This is a genomic window from Streptomyces sp. cmx-4-9 (assembly GCF_046548835.1).
GTDB lineage: Bacteria > Actinomycetota > Actinomycetes > Streptomycetales > Streptomycetaceae > Streptomyces.
The window spans coordinates 21241-43178 of record NZ_JAEBEE010000014.1 but is presented as its reverse complement, the minus strand read 5'-3'; the positions used below and the strand labels follow the sequence as shown (position 1 = coordinate 43178).

At 73.7% G+C, this 21938-nt stretch carries 17 protein-coding genes; 15 read left to right on the top strand and 2 right to left on the bottom strand.

The window, feature by feature from the left end:
• The first annotated feature begins 33 nt into the window (after positions 1–33).
• The 8 genes from ACLJTM_RS33340 to ACLJTM_RS33305 all read left to right on the top strand — a co-directional run bounded on the left by ACLJTM_RS33340 (position 34) and on the right by ACLJTM_RS33305 (position 9435).
• Positions 34–363, top strand: coding sequence for a 4Fe-4S dicluster-binding protein (locus ACLJTM_RS33340; RefSeq protein WP_411107556.1), 330 nt, complete (start codon positions 34–36; stop codon positions 361–363).
• A complete protein-coding gene (locus ACLJTM_RS33335) occupies positions 360–2360 on the top strand; it encodes a hypothetical protein (protein WP_411107555.1) in 2001 nt (666 codons plus the stop codon). The genes ACLJTM_RS33340 and ACLJTM_RS33335 overlap by 4 nt, the downstream gene beginning before the upstream one ends.
• Before the next feature lie 76 nt (positions 2361–2436).
• The gene (locus ACLJTM_RS33330) at positions 2437–3849 is read left to right on the top strand and encodes an amidase (RefSeq protein ID WP_411107554.1); all 1413 of its coding nucleotides are present in this window, start codon (positions 2437–2439) and stop codon (positions 3847–3849) included.
• A 3-nt stretch (positions 3850–3852) separates the two neighbouring features.
• On the top strand, positions 3853–5358 hold the full coding sequence (locus tag ACLJTM_RS33325) for a glutamine synthetase (RefSeq protein WP_411107553.1): 1506 nt from the start codon (positions 3853–3855) through the stop codon (positions 5356–5358).
• Between the two features lie 45 nt (positions 5359–5403).
• Positions 5404–6690 (top strand): adenylosuccinate lyase, encoded by a 1287-nt coding sequence (gene purB / locus ACLJTM_RS33320; RefSeq protein WP_411107552.1) that lies wholly within the window; start codon positions 5404–5406, stop codon positions 6688–6690.
• An 84-nt stretch (positions 6691–6774) separates the two neighbouring features.
• The gene (locus ACLJTM_RS33315; RefSeq protein ID WP_411107551.1) at positions 6775–7392 is read left to right on the top strand and encodes a GNAT family N-acetyltransferase; all 618 of its coding nucleotides are present in this window, start codon (positions 6775–6777) and stop codon (positions 7390–7392) included.
• Positions 7389–8453 (top strand): C45 family autoproteolytic acyltransferase/hydolase, encoded by a 1065-nt coding sequence (locus ACLJTM_RS33310; protein ID WP_411107550.1) that lies wholly within the window; start codon positions 7389–7391, stop codon positions 8451–8453. The genes ACLJTM_RS33315 and ACLJTM_RS33310 overlap by 4 nt, the downstream gene beginning before the upstream one ends.
• Positions 8454–8661: 208 nt before the next feature.
• Complete coding sequence (locus ACLJTM_RS33305) at positions 8662–9435, top strand: response regulator transcription factor (protein ID WP_411107549.1); 774 nt, start codon at positions 8662–8664, stop codon at positions 9433–9435.
• A gap of 84 nt (positions 9436–9519) precedes the next feature.
• Here ACLJTM_RS33305 and ACLJTM_RS33300 read toward each other — a convergent pair whose 3' ends face one another.
• On the bottom strand, positions 9520–10623 hold the full coding sequence (locus ACLJTM_RS33300; protein WP_411107548.1) for a transcriptional regulator: 1104 nt from the start codon (positions 10621–10623) through the stop codon (positions 9520–9522).
• A gap of 224 nt (positions 10624–10847) precedes the next feature.
• Between ACLJTM_RS33300 and ACLJTM_RS33295 the strand changes: the two genes are divergently transcribed.
• The 6 genes from ACLJTM_RS33295 to ACLJTM_RS33270 all read left to right on the top strand — a co-directional run bounded on the left by ACLJTM_RS33295 (position 10848) and on the right by ACLJTM_RS33270 (position 19389).
• Positions 10848–12395 carry an MDR family MFS transporter gene (locus ACLJTM_RS33295; protein WP_411107547.1) on the top strand — a complete coding sequence of 516 codons (1548 nt, stop codon included), beginning with the start codon at positions 10848–10850 and terminating at the stop codon, positions 12393–12395.
• Positions 12396–12509: 114 nt separating this feature from the next.
• Positions 12510–12920: an enediyne antibiotic chromoprotein gene (locus ACLJTM_RS33290; protein WP_411107546.1), complete on the top strand. Its 411-nt coding sequence runs from the start codon at positions 12510–12512 to the stop codon at positions 12918–12920.
• Between the two features lie 731 nt (positions 12921–13651).
• Positions 13652–15646, top strand: coding sequence for an FAD/NAD(P)-binding protein (locus tag ACLJTM_RS33285; RefSeq protein ID WP_411107545.1), 1995 nt, complete (start codon positions 13652–13654; stop codon positions 15644–15646).
• The gene (gene pcaB / locus ACLJTM_RS33280; protein WP_411107544.1) at positions 15643–17139 is read left to right on the top strand and encodes a 3-carboxy-cis,cis-muconate cycloisomerase; all 1497 of its coding nucleotides are present in this window, start codon (positions 15643–15645) and stop codon (positions 17137–17139) included. The genes ACLJTM_RS33285 and pcaB overlap by 4 nt, the downstream gene beginning before the upstream one ends.
• The gene (locus ACLJTM_RS33275; protein WP_411107543.1) at positions 17136–18659 is read left to right on the top strand and encodes an FAD-dependent monooxygenase; all 1524 of its coding nucleotides are present in this window, start codon (positions 17136–17138) and stop codon (positions 18657–18659) included. Before pcaB ends, ACLJTM_RS33275 begins: the two co-directional genes overlap by 4 nt.
• Before the next feature lies 1 nt (position 18660).
• Positions 18661–19389 (top strand): SDR family oxidoreductase, encoded by a 729-nt coding sequence (locus tag ACLJTM_RS33270; RefSeq protein ID WP_411107542.1) that lies wholly within the window; start codon positions 18661–18663, stop codon positions 19387–19389.
• A 90-nt stretch (positions 19390–19479) separates the two neighbouring features.
• Here the strand turns inward: ACLJTM_RS33270 and ACLJTM_RS33265 are convergent, their stop codons facing one another.
• Entirely contained in the window at positions 19480–20256 is a 777-nt protein-coding gene (locus ACLJTM_RS33265) for an alpha/beta fold hydrolase (RefSeq protein ID WP_411107541.1), read from the bottom strand.
• Positions 20257–20622: 366 nt separating this feature from the next.
• On the opposite strand from ACLJTM_RS33265, the gene ACLJTM_RS33260 reads away from it, so the two are divergent.
• A complete protein-coding gene (locus ACLJTM_RS33260) occupies positions 20623–21792 on the top strand; it encodes an FAD-dependent monooxygenase (protein WP_411107540.1) in 1170 nt (389 codons plus the stop codon).
• Positions 21793–21938: the final 146 nt, after the last annotated feature.

Here is a 21938-nt window from a genome sequence, read left to right as displayed (position 1 = left end):
GTGGCCGAGAAGAATCAAAAGGGGTCCATGCCCGTGGAAAACAACGCTTCGTCGGCTGCGCTGTCCGGGCGGGCCGAGCGCATTGCCTCGCGCACCCGCGGTGACAACTGGAAGAAGGCGCCGCGCCGCATCGAGAAGTCCGAGTGCATCACCTGCGACAGCTGCCTGCGCGGCTGCCCCGCGGAGTTCGGTGCCATCTTCGACCGCGGCCTCGACGTCGTGATCATCCCCGAGCTGTGCTCGGGCTGCCCCGCCTGCGTCCTGGAATGCCCGGTCGACTGCATCTACGTCGACGAGGACTGGACGCCGACCGACGACGCGATGTGGAACCACATCGAGCTCACCGCCGGAGGTACGTCATGACCGGGCCCGCCGAGCGGGAGTCCCGCCGCTCCGTCAACGCGCGCAAGCGCATCAGCCGCCGCCCCAGCCGGCTGGGCACGCCCGCCGGGGCCACCCTCAAGCCGGACCGCGAGAGCGAACCCGACGCCGGGTTCCCCAGCCTGCTGGCGCGGGCCTGGCAGCGCGCCTCGCAGGCCCCCGACCTGCGTTCCGCGGTCGAGGTGCTGCTCACCCTGGACGGCTACGTCCCGGCCGACGTGCAGCTGCGCGCCCTGTCCACGGCGGACGAGGCGGCGCTCAAGGTGCTGTGCGGCCTGACCTGGCGCACCGAGGGGGGCGTCGCCCGCACCGACGCCGCCGAGGCCGCCGGGGACGACGCCGAACCCGCGTTCCTCGGTGAGATCGCCCTGGCGACCAGCGGCCGCATCCTCCTGCGCGTCCCCTCGCAGGCTCCCCTCGCCAAGCAGAACCTGGTGGGCGGAGTGCTGCGGGTTCCGTGGAGCGCCGGCCAGCTGGCCGCGTACGCCGAGGAGACCCGGCAGGCCGGCGCCCGGCTCGCCGAGCAGGTCGCCGACTGCCGCGGCTGGTTGGAGGCGCAGGGCGCCGAGGCCCGTGACGAGCTGCTGGAGCAGGCGAAGGAGGCGGCCCTGCGCAACGCCCCCTTCGTGCTCTACCAGGAGCAGAAGCAGTACACGAACTTCCGCGACCAGAACACGCTGACCGGCAAGACGCTGTGGCCCGGGCACCCGGACTGCGCGCTCAGCAGCCTCCAGGGCCTGCCCCTGGACCTGTGGTCGGACAACGACGCCCAGATGCTCGTCTGCCTCACCCTGCTGATCCGCTCGGCCGGCTTCGGCCGGATCGAGGAGGCGAACAACACCCAGCTGACCGTCGACCACGTCGCGTACATGCTGGAGCGGGTCCGCCAGGGCTACAACGGGATCGCGGGCGCCGCGCCGATCGCCCCGGCGGCCTCGCACCGGGTCGGCGACCTCAGCGACCTGGCCGGGGCGCTGCGCGCCCGCCGCCAGGAGCCGGCCACCAACCGGCTGCTGTACCGCGAGATCCACGGTGCGCTGATGCACAAGATCGAGCGGGTGGCGGGCTCCGCGGCCGACGGGGTCCGGGTCCGCGAGGACGCGGTCACCGCACGGCTGCGCGAGCGGCTGCCGCTGGCCGGGTCCACCCTGGAGGAGCTCGGCCTGCACGCCGCCGCGTCCCCCGAGTGGCTTCTCGCCCCGCACGGTGCGTTCGGCACCGGCCTGGAGTCCCTGGTGTACGAGACGGTGGCCGCCACCGCCGAGGCCTTCGAGGCGGACTTCGCGATGAGCCGGGGCATGCGCTCGCTGCCCACGCTGATCAGGGCGTTGCGCGAGGAGAGCTGGGCGGAGATCTGCGACTGGGACATCACCAACTTCTTCTGCTGCGTGGTCCCGCTGCCCGAGGCGCGCCGGCACTTCGCGGACTCGGTCGCCGCGCTCGCGGACACCGCCTGGGCGATGTCCTCGCGGATGCAGTACAACTCCTGGCACTTCGTCCCGGGCAACGTGCCGCGGACCCCCGAGGTGCTCGCCCGCGACCACTTCGTGCCGCCGACCATCCCGGACATCGCCTTCTACTCCGACCAGCACCACCACGGGCACGTCAACAACAAGGTGCGGTTCTCGATCCGCTCCCCGCAGGCCGTCGATGTGGACGGGCGCCGCTTCAACGGGTTCATGGACCTGCGGCTGCTGCGTTGCGACGGGGCGCCGTTCGAGGAGCAGGACATGCTCGCCGCGCACCGCGTGTCGGCGTTCATCGCCCGGGCCACGAGCCTGGTCGCGGCCATGGCCGCCGCCGGGGAGCCCGTCGAGGTCACGTCCTTCGACGCCGCCTGGCACTGGTCGTCCATCGCGGGCGCCGAGTCCGCGCCGGGCGCCGAGTCCGCTCCGGGCGGCTCGGCGGACGCCGGGTCCGCGGCGGCCGAGCCCGCCGTGGCCGGAGCCGCGCCGGGGCAGGCCCGGCACGCGTCCTGAGGCGCACCGGGGGTCGTCCCGCGCCCCGCACCCGCTCGCCCCTCGCCCTGCCGGGGGTGCTCGTGAAGGAGAGCCGATGACCGCCCGCGGCGTCAGCCACACCAAGGAACTCCTCGGCCGGGGAGAGATCACCGCCGTCGAACACGTCCAGGCCGTCCTGACCGCCATCCGCGAGCAGGACACCCTGGGCGCGTTCGTCGCGGCCGCCGGCGACGAGGCCCTGCGGGCCGCGGAGCAGGCCGACGCCCGGATCCGCGAACGCGGCCGGGAGGCCTGGTGGGACATGCCGCTGCTGGGGGTCACCGTCTCCGTCAAGGACCTGCTGCAGACCCGGGACCTGCCCACCACGCGCGGTTCGCTGCTGCCCAACGACCGGCCGCGGGCGGACGCCCCGGCCGTGGCCCGGCTGCGTGCGGCCGGCGCCGTCGTCGTCGGCAAGACCACCACCTCCGAGTACGGCTGGAGCGCCTCCACCGTCAGCCGGGTCGCCCCGCCCACCCGCAACCCCTACGATCCGCGGCTGACCGCGGGCGGCTCCAGCGGCGGGGCCGCCGCGGCGGTCGCGGCCGGGCTGTGCGAGGCCTCGCTGGGCACCGACGGCAGCGGTTCGATCCGGATCCCGGCCGCCTTCTGCGGGGTCGTCGGCTACAAGCCCTCCTACGGCCGGGTGCCCTACTTCCCCAACGGCGCCGAACGCCTCGCCCACCAGGGCCCCATCGCCCGCAGCGTCGCGGACGCCGCCCTGCTCGGCCAGGTCATCTCCGGCCCGCACCCGGGCGACCCCGACTCGGGCCTCGGTTCGCTGGACACCCCGCGCGACCACCGCAGGCTGCGGATCGGCTGGATCGAGTACGAGGGGACCACGGACGCCGTGCGCCGGGCCACCGCCCAGGCCCGGTCCGTCCTGGCCGCGCAGGGGCACCGCGTCGAGGACATCGAGGTCCGCTGCAACGACCTGTACCCGGCCCTGGTCGACCTCCTCGCCGCGTCCGAGGCCGCGGGCACCTCCCCCGAGGCCGAGGAGTGGTGCGACCCCGGACGGCTGGAGGTCGTCCGGTACGGGCGCACCCTCAGCGGGACGGCCGTGATGCGGGCCGAGGGGGTCCGCCAGGAGCTGCGGCGCACCCTGCGCTCGGTGATGGACCGCTACGACCTGCTCGCCATGGCCACCGTGCCCGTCGAGCCGTTCGCGGCCGGCGCCATCGGCCCGTCCTGGGCGGCCGACCCGCGCGACCTGCTGTGGCTGTCGTGGGCGCCCGCCTCGTACCCCTTCAACATGACGGGCCAGCCCGCCGTGTCGCTCCCCGCCGGCCTGACCGGCTCCGGGCTCCCCGCCGGGGTGCAGCTCGTGGGTCCGGTCGGCGCGGACGACCTGGTGCTCACGGTGGCGGGCCGCCTGGAGGCCGATCTGGCGCCACTGCCGCAGCCGCCCGCCGCCGTGCCCGTGCCCCTCGCCGTACCCGCAGCCCTTGCCGAAAGGACGCTCTGAGCCATGTTTGCCCGTTCATGGTCGACCCCCTCCGCGGAGGGCAGCGTCGGGAGCCCCTCGTTCGTCGCCGGCCACGAGCTGTGGGACGGTGCGCAGCTCGCGGCCGCCGAGCGGATCGAGGCCGCCCTGGACCAGGTGGACTTCGTCCGCCTGGTCTTCGCCGATCCGCACGGGCTGGCCCGCTCCAAGACGCTGACCGCCCGGACCTTCCGGGGCGTCCTGCGCAACGGCATGAACTTCAGCCCCGGCCCCTTCCTGAAGGACACCGGCTGCGCGACCGCCGTCGACTACCGCGGCGACCACGGCATCGGCGTCGACGAGATCGCCGGCCTGGGCAACTTCGTCCTGGTGCCCGACCCGCTCACCTTCCAGCAGCTGCCCGGCGACGGGCCCCGCACGGCCTGGGTGATCGGCGACGAGTACCTGCGCGACGGCACCCCGCACCCGCTGTCCTCGCGGGGGGTGCTGCGCCGCACCCTCGCCCGCTACGCCGGGCACGGCCTGTCGCCCGTCCTGGGCCTGGAGGTCGAGTGGTACCTCACCCGCCGCCTCGACGAGGACCCGGGCAACGAGGGCAACGGCTTCGGACTCCAGGGCGAGGCCCCGCGGGTCGCGGCGATGAACGCGGGCTACCAGTTCAACCTGGACCAGGCCTACGACTCGGTGGCCCCGGTCACCGACCCGCTGGCCCTGGACCTCCTGCAACTGGGCCTGCCGCTGCGCTCGATGGAGCACGAGATGGGACCCGGGCAGGTCGAGACCACCTTCGACCCGATGTCCGCCCTGGACACCGCCGACGCGATGCTGCTGTTCCGCACGTTCACCAAGCAGTTCTGCGCCCGCCGCGGCCACCATGCCTCCTTCATGTCCCAGCCGCGGATCGAGGGGGCCGACCCCAGCGGCTGGCACCTGAACCAGTCGCTGGTGGAGACCGCCACGGGCCGCAACGTGTTCAGCGCGGAGGGCCTGTCCGCCGGGATGTCGCCCAACAGCAAGGCCTACGCGGAGGGGCTGCTGTCGTGGCTGCGGGACCTGTTCCTGCTGTCGGTGCCCACCGTCAACGGCTACCAGCGGCTCAGCTCCGCGCACGCCCTGTCCCCCACCCGCGTGGGAGTGAGCCTGGAGGACCGCACCGCGATGCTGCGGGTGGTGGGCAGCGGCGCGGGCGCGCACATCGAGAACCGCATCGGCGAGCCCTGCGCCAACCCGTACCTGAACATCGCGGCCCAGCTGTTCGCCGGGCTCGACGGCCTCACCCGGGACGCCCTCCCCGCCGGGAGGCACCAGGCGGGCCCCACCGCCGAGTTCGTACCGCAGTCCCTGCGCGAGGCCCTGGACGCCTTCCGCGACGGCCGGGCCGCCCAGCTGCTCGGCGCCCCGCTCGCCGCGTGCCTGACCAAGGTGAAGGAGAGCGAACTGCGCCGCTATGAGGCCTGGGCCCTGCAGGCCGCCCCCGTTGCCGGCCGGGTCACGCAGTGGGAGCAGCGCGAGTACTTCGCGGCGTTCTGACCCGGCCCGGCCGACCCCCGACCACCCCACCGACGAAGGACCCTCGTGATTCCTCGCTTCATGCTGCCGCAGATGGCGGAGCTCTTCTCGGACGCGTCCCGCTACGCGACCTACGTCCGCGTGGAGATCCTCGCCTCCGAGGCACAGGTGCGCCTCGGCCGGGTCCCGGCCGAGGCGGTCGAGGACATGCGGCGGGCCCCGGTCCCGACGCCCGCCCGGGTCGAGGAGCTGGAAAAGGAACGCGAGCACGAGGTGCTGGCCTTCCTCGCCGCGTACTGCGAGGGCATGCCGGCGTCATCGGCCCGCTGGGTGCACCTGGGCATGACGAGCTACGACCTGGTGGACACGGCGCTCGGCCACACCCTGGCCCGCGCCACCGACCTGCTCGGCGACGCCGCGAAGCGGCTGCGGCGGGTGCTGGTCGACAAGGCCTTCGAGCACTGGGACACCGTGATGGTGGGCCGCACCCACGGGGTGCACGCGGAGCCCACCACCTTCGGGCACAAGCTGGCCGGTTTCGCCTTCGCCGTCGACCGTTCCCTGACCCGGCTCGCCGCGGCCCGCGAGGCGGTCGCCGTGGGCACCGTCTCCGGTTCGGTGGGCACGTACGCGCTGATCGACCCGTACGTCGAGGAGTACGTGTGCGAGGCGCTGGGCCTCGGCGTCGAGCCGGCGCCCAGCCAGGTCGTCGCCCGCGACCGGCACGCCCAGCTGCTCCAGGCCGTGGCGACGCTGGGCGCCTGCGTGGAGCAGATCGCCCTGGAGCTGCGGCTGCTGCAGCGCACCGAGGTCCGCGAGGTCGAGGAGCGGCGCTCTTCGGCGTACCAGGGCTCCAGCGCCATGCCGCACAAGCGCAACCCGACGGTCAGCGAGCGGCTGAACGGCCTGGCGCGGCTGCTGCGCGGCTATGCGAACACGGCGCTGGAGAACGTGCCGCTGTGGCATGAGCGGGACATCGCCCACCAGGCCGTGGAGAAGGTGATACTTCCCGACAGCCTGGCCGTGGGCCACTACCAGGCGACGGTCGCCGCGGACCTGGTGGCCTCGCTGACGGTGCACCCGGAGCGGATGCGCGAGCACATCGACCAGACCGACGGCCTCGTCTACAGCTCCTCGGTCCTCGCCGAGCTGCTCAGCGGCGGCATGGAGCGCGAGGCGGCGTACCGCTCGGTGCAGGCCGCCGCGAACCACACCATCGCCACCGGCGAGCACTTCGGGCAGTCCCTGGCCGGCAACGGCATCGACCTGGGGGTGCTGCGGCCGGAGCGGTTCCTCGTGAACCACCACGTCGTCCTGGCCCGGCTGGAGAAGCTCCGTAAGCTCGCGGACTGACCCGCCACCGCCACCCCCGCCCCACCGACCACCTCACCACCTCACCTCGTCACCACCTCACCACGTCACGACCGGAGCCTGACCATGACCGCGAACTGGGCCGAGAACGCCTCGACCATCCTGGAGAACGACCACGTCCTGCTGACGCCGATCAGCGAGGCCGACCGTGAAGGCGTCCGCGCCGTGGCCATGGACCCCGACATCTGGCGGTACTTCACCGTCGTCGTCGGCTCCGAGGGCGACTTCGAGTCCTTCTTCGACAAGAACCTCGCCGAGCAGGCCGCCGGCCGGCGCGCCGTCTACGTCATCACCGACAAGCAGAGCGGCCGCATCGCGGGCAGCATGAGCCTGCTCAGCCTGGCCGAGGCCGACCGCCGCCTGGAGATCGGCGCGTCCTGGCTCGGCAAGGACTTCCGCGGCCAGGGCATCAACCACTGGGCGAAGTCCCTGCTCCTCCAGCACGCCTTCGAGACGCTGGAGGCCGAGCGCGTCGAGTTCAAGACCGACGTCCTGAACCTCCAGGCCCGCCGCGGCCTGGCCAACATCGGCGCCACCGAGGAGGGCACCCTGCGCAGCTTCAACTACATGCCGGGCGGCCGCCGCCGCGACGCCGTGTTCTACAGCGTGCTGCGCGCCGAGTGGCCCAAGGTGAAGGAGAACCTCGCCGCGGGCCCGAAGGCGAAGCCGGCCGTCTCGCCGTGAGCATCGCCTTCGTCCCGGCCTCGGGCACGCCCCGCGAGATCGGCCTCGCCCACGGCCGGGCCCTCGCCGTCCCGCTGCGCGCCTTCCTCGCCGACGGCCTGGCCCGGCTGAACCACCTCACCCGCGAGCCCCTGACGATGCCCGGGCTGCTGCCGTCGATCGCCGCGTACCGCGCGGCGGTCGGGGCGGCCCTGCCGGACCTCGCCGAGGAGGTCGCGGGCCTCGCGGAGGGCGCCGGCATCAGCGAGGACGAGGCCTGGCTGCTCCAGCTCCGCCGCGAGATCATCGGCTACAACCAGGTGCCCACGGCCGGTGACTGCACCACCTACGCCCGCACGGCCGGCCCGGCCGCCGCGGACGGTGCGGGGGCCGGCCCGGTGCTGGCGCAAACGGTGGACCTGAACGCGAACCTGGACTCCCACATCAGCGTCCTGCGGATCGCCCGCACCGGATCACCGCGCCGCTCCCTGGTCCTGAGCTTCGCCGGCCTGCTGGGCTACCTCGGCCTCAACAGCGACGGCCTGGCCATCGGCCTGAACCTGGTGACCGACGGGCAGTGGCGGCCGGGCGTCTCCCCGTACCTGGCCATCCGCCACCTGCTGGACACGGCCTCCGACGTGGACCAGGCCCTGAAGATCCTCGCCGGGCTGCCGCTGGCCAGCTCCCGCTCGCTGATGCTGTGCGACAGCGAACGGGCCGTGTACGCGGAGATCTGCGGCAACGACATCCGGGTGACCGAGCCCGCCTCCGGGCGGGCCGTGCACACCAACCACTACCTGCACGGGGACTTCGTGCCGTTCGACCGGCAGAGCGCCGCCGACCGGGTCTCCTCCGACCTGCGTCTGGCGGCCGCCGAGCAGGGGCTGGCCGGCCTCGCCCCGGACGCGGACGCGGAGGACCACTTCGCCGTCCTGTCCCGGCCGCCGGTGTGCATCGCCGACCACGGCGACTTCCGCGTGGAGCGCACGGTCGCCGCCGCGGTGCTCTTCCCGGCGGCGGGCCGGCTGCACCTGCGGCCGGGCGACCCGTCCCGCTCGGCGACCCGGGTCTTCACCGTATGAGCCCCGGGCGGTGTCCGCAGCGCGCGAGGACCCCTGCTCAGCACGGTCTTGGCCACGGCTGTATCAGGTCTCGACCGGGGATGGGTAGGTTCGTCGGCGGGACGTGGTCCGGACCTGCCCCGGCAGGGCCCGGCCGGACGCGTGCCCGCATCCGCATCCCGCAGACGCACCGATGACACGCAGGCCGTGCAGGACCCTCGGGGGAGGCATGACTCAGATTCCGTCACAGGCACTGCTGGAGCCCCACGCACCCGTCCCGCACCCCATCCGCCTGGTCACGGAGGGCGGGCCGGGCGGGACGCCGCGCACCGCGGCCTCGCTGACGGGGCAGCGCATCCTGGTGGTCGACGGGGACGGCGACGTCGCCGACTCCCTGGTGACCCAGCTGCGCCGGCACGGGCACGAGGCCGTCGGCGTACGGCGGGGCAGCGCCGCCCTCCAGGCGTACGAGGAGATGGACCTGGTCCTGCTGGACCTCGAACTGCCGGACCTGGACGGGCTGGAGGTGTGCCGGGCCATCCGCTCCGTCAGCCGGGTGCCCGTCATCATCGTCACCGCCCGCCAGTCCGAGCTGGACTGTGTCCTGGGCCTACAGGCGGGCGCCGACGACTACGTGACCAAGCCCTACGGACTGCGCGAGCTGATGGCCCGCATCGAGGCCGTCATGCGCCGCGCGCAGTGGCAGCCGGCGTCCGTGCAGGAGATCCGCCGCGGACCGCTGCACATCGACGTGAACTCCCGGGAGGTGACCGTGGAGGGCGTCGAGGTGGCCCTGACCCGCAAGGAGTTCGACCTGCTGTGCCTGCTGGCCTCGCACCCGGACACGGTCGTGCCCCGCAAGCAGCTGCTCCAGCAGGTGTGGGGCGACTCCTGGTCGCGGCGCACCGTCGACACCCACGTCAGCAGCCTGCGCGGCAAGCTGGGCGACAGCGGGTGGATCGTGACGGTGCGGGGCGTCGGCTTCAAACTCGGCAACGCCTGAACGCCCGGGGCGGCGGTACACGAAGACGCCCCCGGGCGGCCCTTGCAGGGTCCGCCCGGGGGCGTCTTCGTAGGCCGGGGGGTGTCACCAGGAGCGTGCGGCGCCCACCCGGGCGGCTCCGCGCTCCGGGGCCGACTGCGTCTCCTCGCTCAGGCGCAGCTCGTCGGCGAACAGCTGCCACAGCTCGGAGTAGCCGCTCATCAGCTCCGCCATCTGGCCGGTGCAGTGGGGCGGCAGGTTGGCGATGATCCGCTGCCGGTCGCGCGCCACCAGCGAGCAGGCGTCCAGCATCCGCAGGATGTTGCGGCCCACCTCGTTCAGGCGCAGGGACGGGTCCCGCCGCAGCGCATCGAAGATCCCGAACAGTTCACCGGGCGACCGGGCCTCCGGTCCCCGCTCGTCTGCGGCCGGGTCCCGCTCCCCGCGCTCCCGGTCGCCGCGCTCGCGGTCCTGGCCGGCGCGCTCGGTCCCGGCGACCCCGCGCTGACGGGGCGGCACGGGGTCGTCGCCGCGCAGCAGCCGGTCGCGTACGTCGGCGACGGTCGCGGGGGAGATCCCGGCCTGGCGGGCGATGGTCCGCAGTGAGGCCTTCGGGTCGGCGGCGAGCAGTTGACCGGCGCGTTCGCGCCCCTGGGCGGTGCTCAGGGGCCGGGCCCGCCCGTCGAGGCCCACCCGGCGCTCGCACCGGGGCAGGCCGTCGGCCCGTACCCGTATCTCGGAGACCTTCTTGGCGGACAGGCCCGCGACGACGGCGATGGCCCGGTCCGACCAGTGCGGCCGGGCGGTGAGGATCCGCTGCGCGGCACACACCCGGTCGGTCTGGGACAGCGGCCGGCCCTGGGCCGTGTTCAGCGCCACGGCCAGCAGGGCGGCGTCCTCCTGGGAGCCGTCGAAGAACCGGGCAGCGATGTGCTCGCGCCCCTTGAGGCCGGCGGCCCGCAGCCGGTGCAGCCCGTCGATGACGGTCATGGTCGGCCGGTGGACGAGGATCGGGGGGAGCTCGGTCTCCAATCCGGCGAGGGTCAGCGCCCAGTCGCCGTCGACCCCCGCGGTGCGCGGGGTGAAGGAGACCGTCACGTCGGCGACCCGGACCTGTTCCACGGGTGTCTCCCGCAGGACCGTGTCCCGCAGGGCGAGCAGGCAGTCCGAGCTGCTGTCGTAGGGCACGCGCACGACCTGGTCGGCCATCACCGGGACTCCTCGTTCACGCAGGCGGTCGGGCAGCACGGGGCTGGCGGGCCGAAACGGCCCTCCGCGAACCTGTCAACGCGCGCTGACGCCACGCTGACAGACCCCTGATACGCGCTCCCCCCTGTCCGGGGCGTGCGCGCGGCGACCGCGAGTGAAACGCGAGCGGCCGCTGCTCCACTGCGGACCCGAAGACGGCGGTTCATCCCAGTGAGGGGAAGCAGATGGCGGCGACAACCGTGGCGGCGGCGGACATCGGGACGGAGGCGCGCGGACGCAGCGTACGCCTGCAGCTGCTCCCACTCATGATCGCGATGCTGCTCGCGCAGCTCGACCACATGGTCGTGGGCACGGCCATGCCCACGGTTGTGGGCGACCTGGGCGGGCTGGAGCACCTGGCGTGGGTGGTGACGGCCTACACCCTGGCGACCGCGGCCGCCACACCCATCTGGGGGAAACTCGGCGACATGCACGGCCGCAAGGGGGTCTTCCTCACCGCGATCGTGATCTTCCTGGCGGGTTCGGCGCTCAGCGGCATGGCCCAGGACATGGGGCAGCTGATCGGCTTCCGCGTCGTGCAGGGGCTGGGCGCGGGCGGTCTGATGGCCGGGGTCCTGGCGATCGTGGGCGAGCTGGTGCCGCCGCGCGAACAGGGCAAGTACCAGGGCATGCTGGCCGGCCTGATGGCGCTGGCCATGGTCGGCGGCCCGCTGGCCGGCGGCACCATCACCGACCACCTCGGCTGGCGTTGGGCGTTCTACATCAACCTGCCCGTCGGCGCGGTGGCGCTGGCGATGGCGGCGGTGGTGCTGAAGCTGCCCAAACGGCGCTCCCCGGCGCGCGTGGACTACCTCGGCGCGGGGCTGCTCACGGCCGGGATCACCGCCGTCGTGCTGGTGACGACCTGGGGCGGTACGGAGTACGCCTGGGGCTCGGACGTGATCGTGGCCCTCACGGCGGCCGCGGTGCTGTCGCTGGCCGGGTTCGTGTTCTGGGAGGGCCGGGCGGCCGAGCCCCTCATGCCGCTGTACATCTTCCGCAACCGCAACTTCTCGCTGATGGCGGTCATCGGGACGGCCACCGGCTTCATCATGTTCGGTGCGGTGCTCTTCCTTCCGCTGTACCAGCAGACCGTGCAGGGGGCGTCCGCAACGAACTCGGGTCTGCTGCTGCTCCCGATGCTGGGCACGATGATCGTGGTCGCGGCCGTTTCGGGCCGGGTCACCAGCGGCAGCGGGCGGTACAAGGTGTTCCCCGTGGCGGGCGGTGCGCTGATGTTCGCGGGGATGTTCCTGCTGTCGCGGATGGACACCTCCACCTCGCGGCTGGAGTCGGGCATCGCGATGGCGGTGCTCGGAGCCGGCCTGGGCTGCGTGCTGCAGGTGGTGATGCTGGTGACGCAGAACAGCGTGCAGATGAAGGACATCGGGGTGGCCTCGGCCTCCGTGATGCTCTTCCGCATGCTGGGCAGCTCGTTCGGTGTCGCGATCATGGGCGCGCTCTTCAACCGCCGCCTGCAGGAGGGGATGGCCGAACGCGTCCCGGGCGGCGGGCCGTCGCTGCAGCACGCCCAGCTGGACGCGGCGGGCCTGGGCACGCTGGAGGCCCCGGTGCGGGAGGCGTTCCGGTATGCCACGGCGGCGGGGACGCACGCCGCGTTCCTGGTCGGCGCGGGCGTCGGCGCCGTGGCCTTCGTGGCGGGCCTGTTCGTCCGGGAGGTCGCCCTGCGCAAGGCGATGGATGACGCCGCTCCGCCCGCACCACGGCGCTGACCTGCGGGTTATAGCGGATCTCAAGCGACTCTCATCCGCTGCGTCCGACTCTCGTAAGGCGTGATCACGAATCACGTTTCTTACGTACGGACCGCACACGATGTGGAGTTGACCATGCAGATCACCCGTTCCCGCCTGTCCAAGCTCGGTGTCCTCGGCGCCACCGCCGCCGCTGCCCTCGCGATCGCCGCCGGCCCGGCGTCCGCTGCCGCCACGGTGTCCGTGTCGCCCGCCTCGGGCCTGTCCGACGGCCAGTCGGTCACGGTCACCGGCTCCGGCTACGCCGCGGGCAGCGAGGTCGGCGTCGCCCAGTGTGCCGACGGCATCGTCTGCAACACCGCGGTGGTCGCGACCGCCGATGCCAACGGCGCCTTCCAGCTGAGCCTGCCGGTGAACAAGAACTTCCAGGCGACCGACTGGGCCACCGGGACGGCCATCCCGGTGAACTGCGCCGAGACGCAGTGCCGCGTCGTGGCCTGGCAGGAGACCACCGGTCAGGTCGGCCAGAACATCTCCTTCAACTGAGGGATGACGAGAGCCGGCTGACGCGGGGCACGGCCGACCGCGCGGTGACCCCGCGCGGACCGGGCCCCTCCCGTACGGCGCACGGCGACGGCGCGGCGATCCCGCCCGGACGTCCCTCCGTACGGCGGCTGACACCGCGCGGTGACCCCGCGCAGCCACGGCACCTTTCCCACACCACCTTCTCCACCTTCTCCCCAGCGGCCGTCCGCCCGGCAATCCCGTGCGGACACGGCAGCAGGCACCTCTCGTACGGCGGCCCAGGCACGCGGTGACCCCCCGTGTCCCGGCGCCGGCGCCACGACCACTGCCTGGGCGGTCACCCCGCGCAGGTCCAGAAGGCACCTCCCGCACGACGGCCGCTCCCCGGCCGCGGGAGGTGCCTCTGCCGTTGCCCCGCCCCGCCCGCACGGGCGGCGCCGGCGGAGCCGTCCGCGCCGTGCCAACCCCCGCCGCACCCCCTCCAACCAGCCCCTCTAGCGCCGTCCGAGCCCCGGTTGAGCGCCGCGGCCGACATTTGCGGAGGAAGGAGGCCCTGTGGACGGTACCCACGGAGGCGACCGCGAAGGTCCCGCCGGACCCCCTGCGGGGCCGCCGGAGACGGCGGCTGCTCCGTTCTGCCCGGAACACCGGGAATCCACCATGACCTTCGGGGGCGACGCCGGGCCCGCGGTGCAGCCGACGCGGCGGCGCCGCGGACGAGGCCGTCCCCGTCTGCCGAGCGGAGTGTCCTTGTGAGCAGCGGACGTATGGAAGTCTGCCTCGTCGGCGCCGGACCGCGCGGGCTGTCCGTACTGGAACGGCTGTGCGCGCACGAACGCAAGTCCCCCCGCTGGGACCACGTCACCGTGCACGTGGTCGAGCCCGATCCCCCGGGCTCGGGCCGGGTGTGGCGCCCCACCCAGCCCCGGCACCTGCTGATGAACACGGTGGCCTCGCAGGTCACGGTGTACACCGACGACAGCGTGACCGTCGAGGGGCCGCTGGAGGAGGGCCCCAGCCTCTACCAGTGGGCCAAGGCCCTCGGTCCGAGCGCACTGACCCCCGGCTCGGGCGTGGCCTACGACGACGAGACCCTCGCCGAGGCCCGCGACCTGGGACCGGACACCTACCCCACCCGCGCCCTCTACGGCCAGTACCTGACCTGGGTCTTCCAGCAGGTCACCGCGAACGCGGCCGCCCACATGACGGTCCGCGTGCACCCCGTGCGCGCCGTCGCCTTGGAGGACGGCGGGGTGCCGGGCGGCCCGCAGGCCGTGCTGCTGGAGGACGGCACCCGGCTGGCCGGGCTGTCCGCGGTGGTCCTGGCCCAGGGCCACGTCCAGGTACGCCTCACCGACACCGAGCGGGAGCTGGCCGAGTTCGCCGCCGCCACCGGCCTGACGTACATCGCGCCCGCGAACCCGGCGGACGTGGACCTGTCCTCGATCGCACCGGGCGAGAACGTGCTGCTGCGCGGACTCGGACTGAACTTCTTCGACTACATGGCGCTGTTCACCCACGCCCGCGGCGGCGTCTTCGAACGCGTCGACGGCCGTCTGGTCTACCGCCCCTCGGGCCGCGAACCGCGCCTGTACGCCGGCTCCCGGCGCGGCGTGCCCTACCAGGCGCGCGGCGACAACGAGAAGGGCGCCCACGGCCGGTACTTCCCCCGGCTGCTGACCGCCGAGTACATCGCCGCACTGCGGGCCCGCACCGCACACCGCGGGACGGCGATCCGCTTCGGCACCGACCTGTGGCCGCTGATCGCCAAGGAGGTCGAGTGCGTCTACTACGAGGCACTGCTGGCCTCCCGTACGACGCCGGCGGCCGTCACGGCATTCGCCGCCCGCTACCTGGCGGCCGAGCCCGGCCCGCAGGAGCAGGAGCTGCTGGACGAGGCCGGGATCGGCACGGACGAGCGCTGGGACTGGGAGCTCGTCGCCCGCCCGTACGGCGCGCGGACCTTCCGCGACCTCGCCGAGTTCCGCGGCTGGCTGCGCGGCCACCTCGACCAGGACGTGCGGCACGCCCGCGAGGGCAACGTCAGCGGACCGGTCAAGGCCGCCCTGGACCTGCTGCGGGACCTGCGCAACGAGCTGCGGCTGGCCGTCGACCACGGCGGGCTGGACGCCGCCTCGCACCGCGACGAACTGGACCGCTGGTACACACCGCTCAACGCCTACCTGTCGATCGGGCCGCCCGCGTCCCGGATCGAGGAGATGGCCGCGCTCATCGACGCGGGCGTCCTGGAGGTGACCGGCCCCGGCATGCGGGCCGCCGCCGACCCGCAGGACCCGCAAGGGCCCTCCTTCACCGGGACCTCCGCGGAGATCCCGGGGGTGCGGGTACGGGCCGGCGCGCTCATCGAGTGCCGGCTGCCCGAGATCGACCTGCGACGCACCAGCGACCCGCTGATGAGCCAGCTGCTGCGCACCGGCCAGTGCCACCCGTACCGCATCTCCGGCGCGGACGGCGCGGTGTACGAGACCGGCGGCCTCGCCGTGTCCGAACGCCCCTACCGGCTGCTGGACGCCCAGGGCGCACCGCATCCGAGGCGCTTCGCGTACGGGGTGCCCACGGAGTCCGTGCACTGGGTGACGGCGGCGGGCATCCGCCCCGGCGTCGGCTCGGTGACCCTGGAGGACTCCGACGCCATCGCGGCCGCCGTCCTGGACCTGCCCGCACTGCAGGCCGGAGCCCTGGACACGGCCGCGGCGACGAGCACGGGTGCGGCGGCCACGGCATGACGCACTCCCCCCACGCCGTCCCCCCGGGCCCGGAGCCGGCTCCGGGCACCGGGCCGGCGGCCTGCCCGCCGGACACCGGCCTGCTCTCCCCGGTCCGGGCGGGCACCCCCGTCGAGGCCGCCGTCGCGGACACCGCCTGGATCCAGGCGATGCTCGACGCGGAGGCCGCCCTGGTGCGCGCCCAGGCCCGCTGCGGGACCGTACCCGCGTCCGCGGCCGAGACCATCACGGCCGCGGCGCACGCCGGGCACCTGGACGTGCGGGCCCTGGCCCTGGCCTCCCGCGAGACGGCCAACCCGGTCGTCGGCCTGGTCACGGCCCTCACCGCGGTGGTCGTGGAGCGTTCACCCGAGGCCGCCGAGTACGTCCACCGGGGCTCCACCAGCCAGGACATCTTCGACACCGGCGCCATGCTGGTGGCCGGCCGGGCCCTGCGCCTGATCCTCGCGGACCTGCGGGACACCGCCGAGGCGCTGGCCGCCCTCGCAGCCGATCACCGGGACACGGTGATGGCGGGCCGCACCCTCGCCCTGCACGCCGTACCCACCACCTTCGGCCTCAAGGCGGCGGGCTGGCGCCAGTTGGTGCTGGAGTCCGCCGAACGCCTCCAGCGGATCGCGGACCACGGCCTCCCCGTCTCCCTGGGCGGCGCCGCCGGCACCCTGGCCGGCTACCTCCAGTACGCCGGGGACGGCCGTGAACCGGGCGCCGTGCTCGACGGCCTGGTCACCGCGTTCGCCGAGGAGACGGGCCTGGCCGCACCCGCCCTGCCCTGGCACGCGCTGCGCACGCCCGTCGCCGACCTGGGTGCGGCGCTCGCGCACACCGCGGGCGCCCTCGGCAAGATCGCCGCGGACGTGCTCGTCCTGACCCGCACCGAGATCGGCGAGGTCGCCGAGCCGGCGGCCGCCGGCCGGGGCGCCTCCTCGGCCATGCCGCACAAGCGCAACCCGGTCCTCGCCACCCTGATCCGCTCGGCGGCCCTCCAGGTCCCGGCGCTGGCCTCGGTCCTGACGCAGTGCCTGGCCACCGAGGACGAACGGTCGGCGGGCGGGTGGCACTCCGAGTGGCAGCCGCTGCGCGAGTGCCTGCGCCTGTCCGGCGGGGCCGCGCACACCGCCCTCGAACTCGTCCGGGGGCTGGCCGTGCACCCGCAGCGGATGCACGACAACCTCGCGGCCACCGGCGGCCAGATCGTCTCCGAGCGCATCTCGGCGGTCCTCGCACCCCTGCTGGGCAAGGCACCCGCCAAGGACCTCCTCACGTACGCCTCCCGGCAGGCAGCCCGGACCTCCCGGCCGCTGGCCGAAGTGCTCGGCGAACTCCCGCAGCTGCACGGGGTGTTCACCCCCGCCGCGCTGGACGCGCTGCTCGACCCGGCCGGGTACACGGGCCTGGCCGGGCCCCTCGTCGACCGGGCCCTGGCCGGCCCGCCCGCGTCCGCGGCCACCGCCGCACGCCAACCATCCGTTCACCACCAAGGGGCGAAATGAGCCACACCGATACGGACGTCATCATCGTGGGAGCCGGGCCGGTGGGGCTCATGCTGGCCGGCGAGCTCCGCCTGGCGGGCGTGGAGTGCATCGTCCTGGAACGCTCGACCGAGCCGACCGACCAGTCGCGCGCCCTCGGCTTCACGGCCCGCACCATCGAGACCTTCGACCAGCGCGGCCTGCTGCCGCGGTTCGGTGGTTTCGGCACCATCGACATCGGCCACTTCGGCGGGGTCCCCCTCGACTACCGGGAGGTGCCCGGCGGTTCGTACGGCGCCAAGGGCGTCCCCCAGTCGCTGACGGTCTCCGTCCTGAACGACTGGGTGGAGGAGCTCGGCGCCGACCTGCGCCGCGGCTGGGAGGTCACCGGCATCGACGCCCGCGAGGACGGCGTCGAAGTGGAGGTCTCCTCACCGGACGGGCCGGCCCGCCTGAGCGCCGCGTACCTCGTGGGCTGCGACGGCGGCCGCAGCACCGTCCGCAAGAAGGCGGGCATCGACTTCCCCGGCCACGACGCCCGCATCGAGATGGCCTTCGCGGAGGTCGTCGGGGTGCAGGTGCGCCCCCGGCCCAACGGCGAGCGGGTCCCCGGCGGAATGGTCCTCGCCTTCCAGCAGGGCCCGGACATTTTCCGCGTCACCTACTACGACGCGGGCGTCGTCCCGCGCAAGGGCGACGAGGCCCCCTCCTTCGAGGAGGTCGCGAACGCCTGGGAGCGGCTGACCGGCGAGGACATCCGCGGCGGCACCCCCCGCTGGATCGGCAAGTTCACCGACGCGAGCCGCCAGGCGAGCGAGTACCGGCGCGGCCGGATCCTGCTGGCCGGCGACGCCGCGCACATCCACCTGCCCATCGGCGGGCAGGGCATGAGCGCCGGCGTCCAGGACGCGGTGAACCTGGGCTGGAAGCTGGCCGCGCAGATCCACGGCCACGCCCCGCAGGACCTCCTCGACACCTACCACCGCGAACGCCACCCCGTGGGGGCCCGCGTCCTGGTCAACACCCTGACCCAGCGCAGCCTGTACATCACCGGTGAGGAGATGCAGCCGCTGCGCGACGTCTTCGCCGAGCTCACCCGGTTCGAAGAGGTCCGCAAACACCTCATCGGCATGGTCACCGGCCTGGACATCCGCTACGAGGTCGGCCCCGGCACGCACCCGCTCCTCGGGCGGCGCCTGCCCGAGCAGGAACTGGTCGACGCCTCCGGCCCGGCCGGCGGCGCCCGCGACGGCTCCGCCAAGACCAGCACCGTCGCCCTGCTGCACTCCGCCCGCGGCCTGCTGCTGGACCTGTCCGGCGATGACGGGCTGCGCGCGGCGGCGGCCCCGTGGGCCGACCGGGTCGACACCGTCGGCGCAACCCTGCACGAGGCCGCCCCGGACGGCCCCTTCCAGGACACCGGCGCCCTCCTGGTCCGCCCCGACGGCTACGTCGCCTGGGCCGCCGCCGCAGGGGCGGGCGCCGAAGGCCTGCAGGCCGCCCTGACCCGCTGGTTCGGCGAGCCCGCGAAGGAGGCCTGAGGTGTCCGATCCGAAGGTCGCCCTCGTCACCGGGGCCAACAAGGGCATCGGCCTGGAGATCGCCCGTCAGCTGGGCGAGCGGGGGTACGCCGTCCTGCTCGGCGCCCGCGACGAGGTCCGCGGCAAGGAAGCCGCCGCCGCCCTGGCGGCCCGGGGGCTGGACGCGGCGGCGCTGCAGCTGGACGTGACCGACCCGGCGAGCGCCGAACGGGCCGCCCGGCAGGCCGAGGAGCGCTTCGGCCGCCTGGACGTGCTGGTCAACAACGCGGGGATCACCGGCGACTACTTCGGGCCGCCCTCCGGGGCGACGGCCCGGCAGCTGCAGGAGGTCTACGCGACGAACGTGTTCGGCGTGCTGACGGTGACCAACGCCGTGCTGCCGCTGCTGCGCCGCTCGGCGGCCGGGCGCATCGTCAACCTGTCCAGCAACGTGGGCTCCCTCGCCCTGAACGCCGACCTCGACGGCGAGTTCGCCGCCTACAACCAGGTCGCCTACCAGTCGTCGAAGACCGCCCTGAACGCGCTCACGCTGGCCTACGCCAAGGAGCTGCGGGAGACGGGCATCAAGGTCAATTCCGCCAACCCCGGGTTCACGGCCACCGACATGAACGGCCACCGGGGGCACCAGAGCGTCGAGCAGGGCGCCGTCGTCGCCGTACGGCTGGCCGTGCTCGGCCCGGACGGCCCCACCGGGACCTCCCAGGACGAGCACGGCCCGGTCGCCTGGTAGCCGCAGGACGGAGAGCCGCCCGCCCCCGACCGCGCAGGTACGCGGTCGGGGGCGGGCGGCAGCCTGCTGCCGGGACGGCCCGGCCGGACCTCAGCCGGTGACGTAGTCGACCAGGACCGGGCCGAGGACCTCGGGGAGCACCCGGTGCCACACCCCGGGCAGCTGCAGGCGCCGACCGGCGGGCAGCGCGGCGGCCGTCGCCGCGGTCGCCGCGAGCAGCCAGTCGCTGGTGGAGTCGCTGTTGATGAGCAGCGTCTCCGTACCGGCGCGGCGCAGCCGCTCGACCGGGATCCGGCCGTCCCCCATCACCTGGGTGTCGTACGGCAGCGTGTGCGCCAGCACCTCGTTCGACGCCCACATCGGGCTGGCCTTCCAGTCCGCTATCCACTCGGGCGGGAAGCCGACGTGCTCGGCGAGGAAGTACTCGACGGCCTCGCTGCGCCTGTCCTGGTCCAGCAGCGCCTGGAGCTTGCCCGCGAACGCCTCCTCCGGCGTGCGGAAGCCCTCCACGCGGTAGGGCGGCTCCAGCAGGGCGAGCTTGCGCATCGGCACGCCCGCCATCATCGCCTCCAGCGCCAGGATCGCCCCGCTGGAGCCGCCGAAGACGACCGGGTTGCCGCCGGCCTCCTCGACGACCGCGGCCAGGTCCTCGATCTCCCGCTCGACGGCGTACGCCGGGGAGTCGCCGCTCTGCCCCCGGCCGCGCCGGTCGTAGGCGTACACGGTGCAGTGGCCCGACAGCTCGGGGACGAGCGTGTCGAAGGCGGTGTGGTCGCGGAACCCGCCGCCGAGGAGGACGATCGGAGGGCCCTCGCCGGCCTGCTCGTACGCGATCGTCGTGCCGTCCCGCGAAACGACCTTGCGCATCACACTCTCCTGTCGAATTGACGTGATGTCGTGATGACGTGATTTCGCAGCGCCGGCCGGCCGCCGAATCGGCGGCCTGAAAATGCAGCCACTTCTCGCCATCTTTCCATGTCCGGCTGAAAAAATAGTCGCGCATTTCCGCGGCTGTCAACGCACACCCTTGAGCACGGCGACTGTCCGACTGCACGCCGCGGCACAGTTGAACACCTTGAATGGGATCACGCCGCTCGCCTACCGTCACCCGAAAAGTCAGCCATGTCGCTGGGCGCTGCCGATTCGGCGAATTCGAATGTCGAGACAGGTTCGGCTGACCTGCACCGGGCCGGAACCGACGGCCGGTCCTCAACCGACAGAGGCAGAGACGCTATGACTTCCCAGACCCGTACCGCCCTCGTCATCGGCGGCGGTATCGCAGGCACGATCACCGCCATGGCCCTGCAGAAGGCCGGCATCGACGCCACCGTCCACGAGGCGTACAGCAGCACCGCCGACGGCATCGGCGGCGGCCTGAGCCTCGCCCCGAACGGGGTGAACGCCCTCGACGCCATCGGCGCCGGGGACGTCGTACGCGCCGTCGGCATCCCCATGCGCGGCACCGTCCTCAAGAGCGGCGACGGCGAGGTGATCGGCGAGGTCAGCCTCCCCTCCGAGCTGCCGCCCTCCCGCTTCGTGTGGCGCGGCGCCCTCTACCGGGCCCTGTACGACGAGGCCGCCCGCCGCGGCATCCGCACCCTGCACGACCAGCGCATCGTGGAGGTCGAGCAGGGCGAGGACGGGGTACGCGCCCACTTCGCCGACGGGAGCCACGCCGACGCCGACATTCTGGTCGGCACGGACGGCATCCGCTCCACCGTCCGCACCCTCATCGACGCGGACGCCCCGCAGCCCCGGTACGCGGGCCTGCTCGGCTTCGCCGCCCAGCTCGGCGACACCGGCCTGCCCTCCACCGAGGGCAAACTGCACGTCGCCTACGGCAAGCGCGGCTCCTTCGGCTACCTCGCGCACGCGGACTCCTCCGGCGGCTGGTTCGTGAACCTGCCGCACCCGGAGCCGATGACCCTCGCCGAGGCCCGGGCGGTCGGCAACGAGCAGTGGCTGTCCGTGCTGCGCGAGGCCTTCGCCGGCGACCGCTCCCCCGCCCCCGACCTGCTGCGCCGCTCCGACCCGGCCGACCTGCTGATCACCGGCCCGCTGGAGACGATGCCCACCGTCCCGACCTGGAGCCGGGGCCGTCTGGTGCTGGTCGGCGACGCGGTGCACGCCGCCTCGCCCAGTTCCGGCCAGGGCGCCTCCCAGGCCATCGAGAGCTCCGTGCAGCTGGCCCGCTGCCTGCGCGACCTGCCCTACCAGGAGGCCTTCGCGGCCTACGAGCTGCTGCGGCGCGAGCGCGTCGAGCGGATCATCGAGGGCGCCACCCGCACCAACGCCAGCAAGGCCGGCGCCCGCGGGGCGGGCGAGATCAAGCCCGAGAACATGGACTGGCAGTTCACGTACCGGATCGACTGGGACGCCCCGGTCGCCGCCTCCGCGTCCTAGGACCTGACCGGACGGGACGGGACCGGGAAATCCATTCTCGAATTCCACTCGAATGCGACTCGCATTCAACTCGTCAACCGCTTGATAAAGAGTCGGACCGGGAGCCGGTCTTTCCCCGGTTCAGACAGAAAAGTCTGAGCCAAACC

What these genes read in the sequence shown, in the direction of transcription:
- ACLJTM_RS33335 (WP_411107555.1), top strand. Translation starts at nt 360, where the DNA reads ATGACCGGGCCCGCCGAGCGGGAGTCCCGCCGCTCCGTCAACGCGCGC.
- ACLJTM_RS33330 (WP_411107554.1), top strand. Translation starts at nt 2,437, where the DNA reads ATGACCGCCCGCGGCGTCAGCCACACCAAGGAACTCCTCGGCCGGGGA.
- ACLJTM_RS33325 (WP_411107553.1), top strand. Translation starts at nt 3,853, where the DNA reads ATGTTTGCCCGTTCATGGTCGACCCCCTCCGCGGAGGGCAGCGTCGGG.
- ACLJTM_RS33315 (WP_411107551.1), top strand. Translation starts at nt 6,775, where the DNA reads ATGACCGCGAACTGGGCCGAGAACGCCTCGACCATCCTGGAGAACGAC.
- ACLJTM_RS33305 (WP_411107549.1), top strand. Translation starts at nt 8,662, where the DNA reads ATGACTCAGATTCCGTCACAGGCACTGCTGGAGCCCCACGCACCCGTC.
- ACLJTM_RS33300 (WP_411107548.1), bottom strand. Translation starts at nt 10,623, where the DNA reads ATGGCCGACCAGGTCGTGCGCGTGCCCTACGACAGCAGCTCGGACTGC.
- ACLJTM_RS33295 (WP_411107547.1), top strand. Translation starts at nt 10,848, where the DNA reads ATGGCGGCGACAACCGTGGCGGCGGCGGACATCGGGACGGAGGCGCGC.
- ACLJTM_RS33290 (WP_411107546.1), top strand. Translation starts at nt 12,510, where the DNA reads ATGCAGATCACCCGTTCCCGCCTGTCCAAGCTCGGTGTCCTCGGCGCC.
- pcaB (WP_411107544.1), top strand. Translation starts at nt 15,643, where the DNA reads ATGACGCACTCCCCCCACGCCGTCCCCCCGGGCCCGGAGCCGGCTCCG.
- ACLJTM_RS33275 (WP_411107543.1), top strand. Translation starts at nt 17,136, where the DNA reads ATGAGCCACACCGATACGGACGTCATCATCGTGGGAGCCGGGCCGGTG.
- ACLJTM_RS33265 (WP_411107541.1), bottom strand. Translation starts at nt 20,256, where the DNA reads ATGCGCAAGGTCGTTTCGCGGGACGGCACGACGATCGCGTACGAGCAG.
- ACLJTM_RS33260 (WP_411107540.1), top strand. Translation starts at nt 20,623, where the DNA reads ATGACTTCCCAGACCCGTACCGCCCTCGTCATCGGCGGCGGTATCGCA.